Below are 1,099 nucleotides of genomic sequence, written 5' to 3' on the forward strand. Positions count from 1 at the left end.
TAGGACTTACGCACTTGAAATGTCGAAAACTTAATGCCATTTAAAATATAATTATATATAAGTGATCCTCTAAAAACATACGGAGTTATGGACATAAACCCACCCAAGTGTAACGACACAGACTACATTAATTTCCTCATCGCAGCTTCTAACGTTTTTAGTTGCACTGAAGCTGCTAGATGTTATCCAAACGTAGCTAATGCTCCTTCTCATGACGCTTTTACTCGTTGCCTTCAAAGGCAACCTTCAGACACAGAAGCACTATGGGAGGAAGTAAAAAGTCATGTCAAGCTTAAAGAAGGCTTTCTAATTGTCGACGATTCAACATTAGATAAACCATACGCAGAAGAAATGGCTTTTGTTCGTCGTATGTGGAGTGGAAAACATCATCGTACTGTAAAGGGGATAGGTCTTGTTTCCTTAGTTTGGACTGACGGTACAACCGTTATACCTATCGATTTTAGAATTTATAACATCGACGAAGACGACAAAACTAAGAATGACCATTTCCGTGATATGCTTGATAAAGCTGAAGAACGTGGTTTTAATCCCGAATTTGTTTTATTTGATACATGGTATGCAAGTGTGAAAAACCTTAAAGCCATTAGGAAAAAAGAATGGCATTTCCTTACAAGGTTAAAAAATAATCGCTTGGTAAATCCTGACAACAAAGGAAATCTGCCACTTGAAATAGTAGATATTCCTCCAAAAGGACTTGTGGTTCACCTCAAAGCATATGGGTTTGTAAAGGTGTTTCGGATAGTTTCAAAAGATGGAGACACGCAACACTGGGTTACAGATGTGCAGGATATGAACGAATCAAAACGTGAAGATTTGGCAAAGAAGTCATGGAAAATTGAGGAATACCATAGAGGAATAAAGCAATTCTGTGGTGTCGAAAAATGCCAGGCAAGAAAGGAAGAATCACAAAGAACACATATAATGTTCTCATTAAGAGCTTTTCTCAGACTGGAATTACAAAGAATCAAAAGTGGAGTATCCTGGTTTGAATGTGCTATGAAAATTAGAAGAGTGGCAGTGACAGCATATTTAAATAATCCCATATACACATTAAATTAATTCATATATTTGTGGAGTT

1 protein-coding gene is annotated in these 1,099 nt (G+C 36.8%); it reads left to right on the plus strand.

Annotated elements, in window-relative coordinates; translation table 11 throughout:
- The first annotated feature begins 87 nt into the window (after positions 1-87).
- Positions 88-1,080 carry an IS701 family transposase gene (locus ASJ81_RS13375; protein WP_095644845.1) on the plus strand — a complete coding sequence of 331 codons (993 nt, stop codon included), beginning with the start codon at positions 88-90 and terminating at the stop codon, positions 1,078-1,080.
- Positions 1,081-1,099 lie beyond the last annotated feature (19 nt).

This window comes from Methanosarcina spelaei, assembly GCF_002287235.1.
GTDB lineage: Archaea > Halobacteriota > Methanosarcinia > Methanosarcinales > Methanosarcinaceae > Methanosarcina > Methanosarcina spelaei.

Coding starts and splice junctions, on each gene's coding strand:
- ASJ81_RS13375 (WP_095644845.1), top strand. CDS start 88: ATGGACATAAACCCACCCAAGTGTAACGACACAGACTACATTAATTTC.